The organism is Caenibacillus caldisaponilyticus (assembly GCF_002003465.1).
In the GTDB taxonomy this organism is placed as follows: domain Bacteria; phylum Bacillota; class Bacilli; order Bacillales; family Sporolactobacillaceae; genus Caenibacillus; species Caenibacillus caldisaponilyticus.
Window position 1 is genome coordinate 1 of sequence record NZ_BDDQ01000082.1, and the last position, 6,057, is coordinate 6,057.

General features: G+C 38.2%; 5 protein-coding genes and 1 pseudogene. 2 read left to right on the plus strand and 4 right to left on the minus strand.

Annotated features, from left to right (window positions below):
• Positions 1 to 203: 203 nt before the first annotated feature.
• The 4 genes and pseudogenes from CCB157_RS15935 to CCB157_RS15965 form a co-directional block, all read right to left on the minus strand.
• Complete coding sequence (locus CCB157_RS15935; protein ID WP_042512428.1) at positions 204 to 485, minus strand: transposase; 282 nt, start codon at positions 483 to 485, stop codon at positions 204 to 206.
• A 1,253-nt stretch (positions 486 to 1,738) separates the two neighbouring features.
• Positions 1,739 to 2,045 (minus strand): annotated as a pseudogene (locus tag CCB157_RS18130) (transposase); the annotation flags it as partial.
• An 870-nt stretch (positions 2,046 to 2,915) separates the two neighbouring features.
• Positions 2,916 to 3,887 (minus strand): C39 family peptidase, encoded by a 972-nt coding sequence (locus CCB157_RS15960; protein WP_077616830.1) that lies wholly within the window; start codon positions 3,885 to 3,887, stop codon positions 2,916 to 2,918.
• Positions 3,888 to 4,862: 975 nt separating this feature from the next.
• On the minus strand, positions 4,863 to 5,126 hold the full coding sequence (locus CCB157_RS15965) for a group-specific protein (protein WP_077616831.1): 264 nt from the start codon (positions 5,124 to 5,126) through the stop codon (positions 4,863 to 4,865).
• A gap of 361 nt (positions 5,127 to 5,487) precedes the next feature.
• Between CCB157_RS15965 and CCB157_RS18405 the strand changes: the two genes are divergently transcribed.
• Together CCB157_RS18405 and CCB157_RS15975 are read left to right on the plus strand one after the other, a co-directional pair.
• Positions 5,488 to 5,625: a tyrosine-type recombinase/integrase gene (locus CCB157_RS18405; protein ID WP_369688691.1), complete on the plus strand. Its 138-nt coding sequence runs from the start codon at positions 5,488 to 5,490 to the stop codon at positions 5,623 to 5,625.
• A gap of 198 nt (positions 5,626 to 5,823) precedes the next feature.
• On the plus strand, positions 5,824 to 6,057 hold a 234-nt coding region (locus CCB157_RS15975; protein WP_032101738.1), incomplete at its 3' end, for a helix-turn-helix domain-containing protein.

Consider the following 6,057-nt stretch of genomic DNA (forward strand, 5'->3'; position numbering starts at 1 on the left):
TCCGTACCTCTGCTTGCTTTCCGTATGGATTTTTCGTATTCTGTCTGTCAACTCCCGGTTTTCCCGTTTTGTTTTTGACTCTTTTTTTTGTTTGGATTGATAGTAGGTACTTCTCGGCACGCCAAGGACCGTACACATGGTTTTAAGGTCATAATGGTGTTTGGCTCTTATCTCGTCAATCATGGATATAACAGTGGTTTGATCTACTTCTTTGCGAATATGGCCATAGCTTTTTTTAAGATTTCGTTTTCCTCTTTCAGCCGGTGCAATTCTTTTTGCAGGTTCAGAAATTCTTCTGGGGTAAAAGAGCTCCCGTCATCCAGCTTAACCGGTTTTTGTTTTCTGATCCATTTGTAGATTGTCGTTTCAGACAGGCCATATTCGCTGCAGATCTGTTTTACTGGTGTTCCAGTTTGATAAAGCTCAACCACCATTTCTTTAAATTCAGCATTATAACTTTTACGTTTTTCGCTTGTGTTACCCATATCAGGACACATCCCTTCGTTAATATTATATTTCACTAAAGGGTGTCCATGAAACTATACTAGCATCAACAATACTATGACCAAAAAGAAGAAAATATTAAATGATGATTCAAAAAGTCCATCCCGTATGATTAAATATATCAACCAAAGGAACAAAACACTTTGTATCAAATTGAGAACCTTTTCTTTTTTAGTCTTTCCTATTCGATCACTGATGTTCCATTTGGTCCCTTTCATTAGACCCACTCCAGATTGATTATCAATTTTTCGATAACGAATTATCTAAAATTAAGATGAAAATCCGCCTTTTATCGATCATGTAAGTTAAGACTATACACACCCAAAGACTTATTTGGAATGTTGATTTTCAAGACTTTGCTGAAAATCAAAAGCACTGACATTCAAGTCAGCACTTTAAATAGTCTAAGATGGATATCAATAAGCGACGGAAAAAGAACGCAAAAACACTAACGGAGACGAGTATTGCAACGATGAAAAACACAGCCACGATCATGCTTCTAGCCTACTGAATATCTTTTATAAATTTTAACAGAAATGTCTAAAGAAACGCAATAATAAATCGATAATAAAACAACTCGGGTATAACAAAATAAACGCTTATAAAATCAGATACACTTAAGCTTACAAGGGCTTTAAGGAAATCATAGTTTTCTATTAGGTGAACAGTTTTATTTTATCATTAATATTTATCAATAACTGACCAGTTTTCCATATGGTAGGAATCCGTTGCCTCATTTAATAAGTTCTCATTAACTATACAGGCATAAAAGTCACATGATTTCAGCATAACATTTTTAAAAAATTTACAAATTTATTCTCTTCCTTCTTATATTTTTTTAACATGCTATCGGGAAGGCTTTGATGAGACTATAGCTAATTTCTATTTGTTTAAATTTGTCGTTATCATTTATTTGAAATGGATAGATATCCAGTACTGATCTTTCTATAATTTCATTACTTTTCTCATATAATTCGTCCTCAAGTTCAAATAATTCGTCAAATAGATCTAAAATACTACTTTCACTATTTCTATTATATTTAACCTCGTTTATTATTCGTGAAATGATTTCATGAATACTTAACATTTGTTAATCTAAATCCTCCCTTAAAGTTACTTTCTAAGGCAGTGTCCCGCCAAGTGATGTAAATTGATCGAGTGCCTCGACTTAGCGACAAGATTTATTTTTGAAGGATAAATGTTGGGTCCAAAAGTCTCTGGCCGCCAGTGAGTTTTGCCAAGCGGATTCTACCAAAACGGCCTTTATGACCGCCCGAAACTCTTTATTCGCATCACTTATGGCCAAGTTTAACGCCGCGCAGCCCCCTTGGCGACCAGACTCCGCAAAAACGTCGATCAAAACGCGCCAGCCTCGCTCGTTCCCAAATCAACCCCCAAAACTTCCCGTTCTCCAGTATTTTTGACGCCAATGGCGATCACAAACGCCATGGCCTGTACACGCTCGCCCTTTCCAAACTTTCGGAAAGGTTGCGTCAAGCCAAATGTATGGGATAATCCCCTTCTAAGGGGCGATTCTTAAAAGGGCGATTTTTTGTTTGTACAAAGAAAGAGGGTGTGTCCTCAAACGTTATGCTTTTGGAACACCCTCTTTTCTTCACGATTTATGCTTGATTAGTCGTCCCGTTTTTTTTAATTAAGCTGTATATCCCTGAAGCAAGCCCCATGACTATGGCTAATTCAAAGATGTCTTTGAAGACTTGAGGATTATTGAATATAACGTCAAATATCAAGTAGCCGAGTATTAAACCAGCTAAAATAAAACTTAAAAAGGGCTTCAGAAACAGACTAACATTTTTCATTTTTATTGCCCTTTAACCCAAAATTATAATTATTTTAACCTTTAATTTATTGACATGTCAATCTATTATATTATTATAAAACATTTTACATTTTATATCAACTCGAAGGGGACGAAGGAAGATGAATCTGAAAATGAGCCAGTACTTGTAAATTGTACTCGGTGGCTTCTTTGTTAATAATGAGATTTAAAATTTACACTTCTACTGAGAATGTGACCATAGCTCCGTTGGTGTCGTTGCGGAATAAGCATCTGTCACATAGACTTTTAAGGTTGCAGCATCGTTAATGGCGCCTTTTCATCTCCTACACTACTAAACTTAAAGCATCATTTGTTCCAGTCGTGCTGTCATATTTTCCAACTTTTAAAACGCATTCACCTTGCGAAAAATCCCATTCTTTCTTGTAGTTCGGATTAGAATAGGCACTGGATATAAAACCAGGGATAACCCGGGTTTTATTACTCGGATAGAGTACATTATTTCTTATTAACCTCACAGGTGCCTAAACTCAATTGAAGAAAAGATAGAGCATCACTTATTCAGATCAAACCATCCCATGGATTGGGCGAATGAGTGTTTCAGGTGCTCGTATTAATTAATCACCAACGCGCGTTTACCCATGGCGTTGTACACCTTTATAAATTGTGATTTTGCCAATTTCACGTTTTTTCTACCGGATTCGCTATCGTTAAAGTAAACATATTTGCTATCGATGCCCGTAACGACAATACAATGCAGAGGATGGGGGGCATAAATCGTTTTTCCGGTCAGCGTTTTCCAATACCGTTTTAAAGGCATTTTGTAGTTGATCGTAAACCAAACCAAAGTCGGTTTTCCGCTCTTGACCGCCTGTTCCACCTTACTGAAATCGGAACCGGTCAAATCGGTGCTTTTTCTATATCGGTCTGCCGTTTTCTTTAAAGCGTTCGGGTAAATGGTGTAGCCGTTCCCGAACGGGGTGCCGACAAAACCTTTGGACGGGTCTCCCCAAATCTTTATTTGACCGTTGGAATACCTCTTCAAAGGCGTTCTATCATAAGGCATCTGTTTGGCTATGGTTATTTTGCTTACTTTGATATGGTAGTAATTGAGCGCCATTGCCAAAGCGGTCGCCTCGCATCCCGAAGGCAATTCAGGCCGTTGCTTGATGACGGGAACGTTTAAAATTTTTGTCTTTGTAGTGGAGGATGAGCTTTTTATCGTTTTGACGTATTTCCCACTAACATAGCCGGTTTTTCCTTTATAGTTGATTTTATACCAGCCATTGGATGTCTTACCTATAACCGATAAATGATTCCCTTTGTAGACCAACCCGATCCTCTTCGATCTTGTTGTTGCACTCTTTCTCACATTCAATGCGCTGGCAGTTACGATATATACTGTTTGCGTTTGGGCTTCAGCTATTGGTGTTTGGATCAACGGCACGTGGCTCCCATTAATGCCTAACACCCCTGTTCCAAGTACAAGACCTGCGACCAACGATGTCAACGTTTTTTTGAGCTTTCGATAATACGGCTTCTCTAAACGTTCCATATGCTCCTCTCCCATTAATTTTTCTTTCAACTTACCCTCTAAGTTATTTTTCTAAAATATTATATTTATTAATATTTCATTTAATATATAGGTCCTCCGAAACCCCTCATTGCAACACATTCTCTTCATCCTTTCTTTTCGATGATGTTGGTTGTCTTCCCTCGTTTTTATCTCTGCTTGAATATCTCTCCATTACAACAATGGAAAAATCTTGATTTTCTTCCATTATATCAATCTGAATGTACGGTACAATCCAAGCATTAATTTTTCATTTTGATGTTTTACTTGTTGATGTTTTACTTGCACAGTCTTTTAATTTTTCATGATTCATCTTTCATTGTTATTCGACCGAACCAAGTTTTGGTTTCAAAGTTCCGCGTTTAATCATTCTACAATGGAATTGTTTTGATTTTTACACGGGGTTTCTCGCTATACCATTTGTTAACGATGAAACTAACCGTTTGGCTATCATCACGTCAGAAAATACCCATCATGACTTCAAAAAGTTGTCCAGATCGGACTTCGTTGTCGGTCGAAATTTTCCTTTTTCAGCTTACTTATGCTTTTTCTTGCTATACTGCGATAGACAACCACATGGAGGGCGACTGCACCCTAAAAGGTTTTTCGAGCTTATCATTGCTCGCACAAATTTCACGTAATTCTTTTATTCTCGTAACTGGGTAGGATCGCAGGTTTTCACATGCCCTTTTGTTACTGTGAATCGTGGTCGTCCCTGTGCGATGGGCTAACCATAGACTGTGAACCGAATCAATCGCTTCATCCCTTTCGTCAATTTTCGCTCTCCGGTTTTGATACGTCGGGTTGTCTCTCCTTGTTTTGTCGTGGTAATCTGTATGTGTGGATTTTTGTCATTTGCAATATTTATTTTCCGCTGTTTTTTGACGGCGGATTTTTCTTTTTCTCGTATGAGAAAGCCTTGGATATCTCGCCGAATTCTGCAACTTCCCTACCCTAATGAACCAAACATGTTAGCTGCCCATTTGATTACCCCCTTTCTTTCAACCATGCGAGCAAAAAGTCACGCGTTTCTTTTGCTGGGAACATCCACTTGCCGCCGACTTTATATTTTGGAAAACGCGGATCGAAGAAGAATTCCTTCTGTATAGTGTTCCAACTCATGCAGGTTCGTCGTTTCAATTCTCTTGAATCCCAAAAAACATACTCCGCGTCGATTTCTTTCATCTTTTCTTCGAGTTTTTGTAAATAAAGCTCTCTAAACTTGTTTTCATCGATCTTGACTTCAATCATGCAACCAACCCCCGATACGATTTCATCGTTTCTTTCAGCTTGTGCTCAAACCGATTATAACTCAGCTGTGCGACATTTGCGTCGTGATGATCGACAAGCTCGAGCTTTCCCTTTTCAGCTTTGGAGATTATTCGTGATCGACATGAAGACACCGAGCGAGCTCCCGCTACAGCTAAAAGCGACGATGAATTGTTCAGCGATTCAAAAACGTACCATTCAACGCGAACAATAATCATCAGTTTTCTCTATTAAATGATTTGAGGTATCACTTAGATTATCAAAATCAAAACAAAAAAGCGTTGAATGATATTTTATCGGCATGATTTGAACCTGTGTTCTTTTCCGAAACGATGACAACCCTGTGGCTAAGTCATCTCTATTCAATGCATTTGAGAGGATCTGTAAGCGGGCAGGTCAACCTAAAATACCAATTCACTCTCTGCGTCATACACATGCTGTTTTACTTTTAGAAGCCGGCGCTGATGTGAAATATGTTTAAGAAAGGTTAGGTCATGGAAGTATGCAGATGACTTCGGATGTTCATTCACAGGTCTCAAATAAAATTGAGCAAAAAAATGTCTCCCGTTTTGAAGACTATTGGGAGATGTTAAAGCCGATGATAAAATCCCCAATATAGCCGGAATAAAATTCCCCACTTACAATAGAACCATAGTGTCAATGAGAGGAGCTATGGTTCGTGATTACGAGAGGGGAATTTTTTATGATCAAAGAGATGTATGAAAGGGGAATGAGTATTTCCGATATTGCGAGGGAGTTGGGGATTGATCGGAAAACCGTTCGAAAATATATTCACTCCCCCAATCCCCCTTCCAAATCTAAGCGAAAACAAAGAAAAAGCAAGTTAGATCCATTTAAAGAGTATCTTCAAAAACGAATGTTAGAGGATGGGGTGTTCAATAGCGAAAAGTTA

Excerpts from the sequence above, each read along its gene's own strand:
- CCB157_RS15935 (WP_042512428.1), bottom strand. The coding sequence starts at position 485 with ATGGGTAACACAAGCGAAAAACGTAAAAGTTATAATGCTGAATTTAAA.
- CCB157_RS15965 (WP_077616831.1), bottom strand. The coding sequence starts at position 5,126 with ATGATTGAAGTCAAGATCGATGAAAACAAGTTTAGAGAGCTTTATTTA.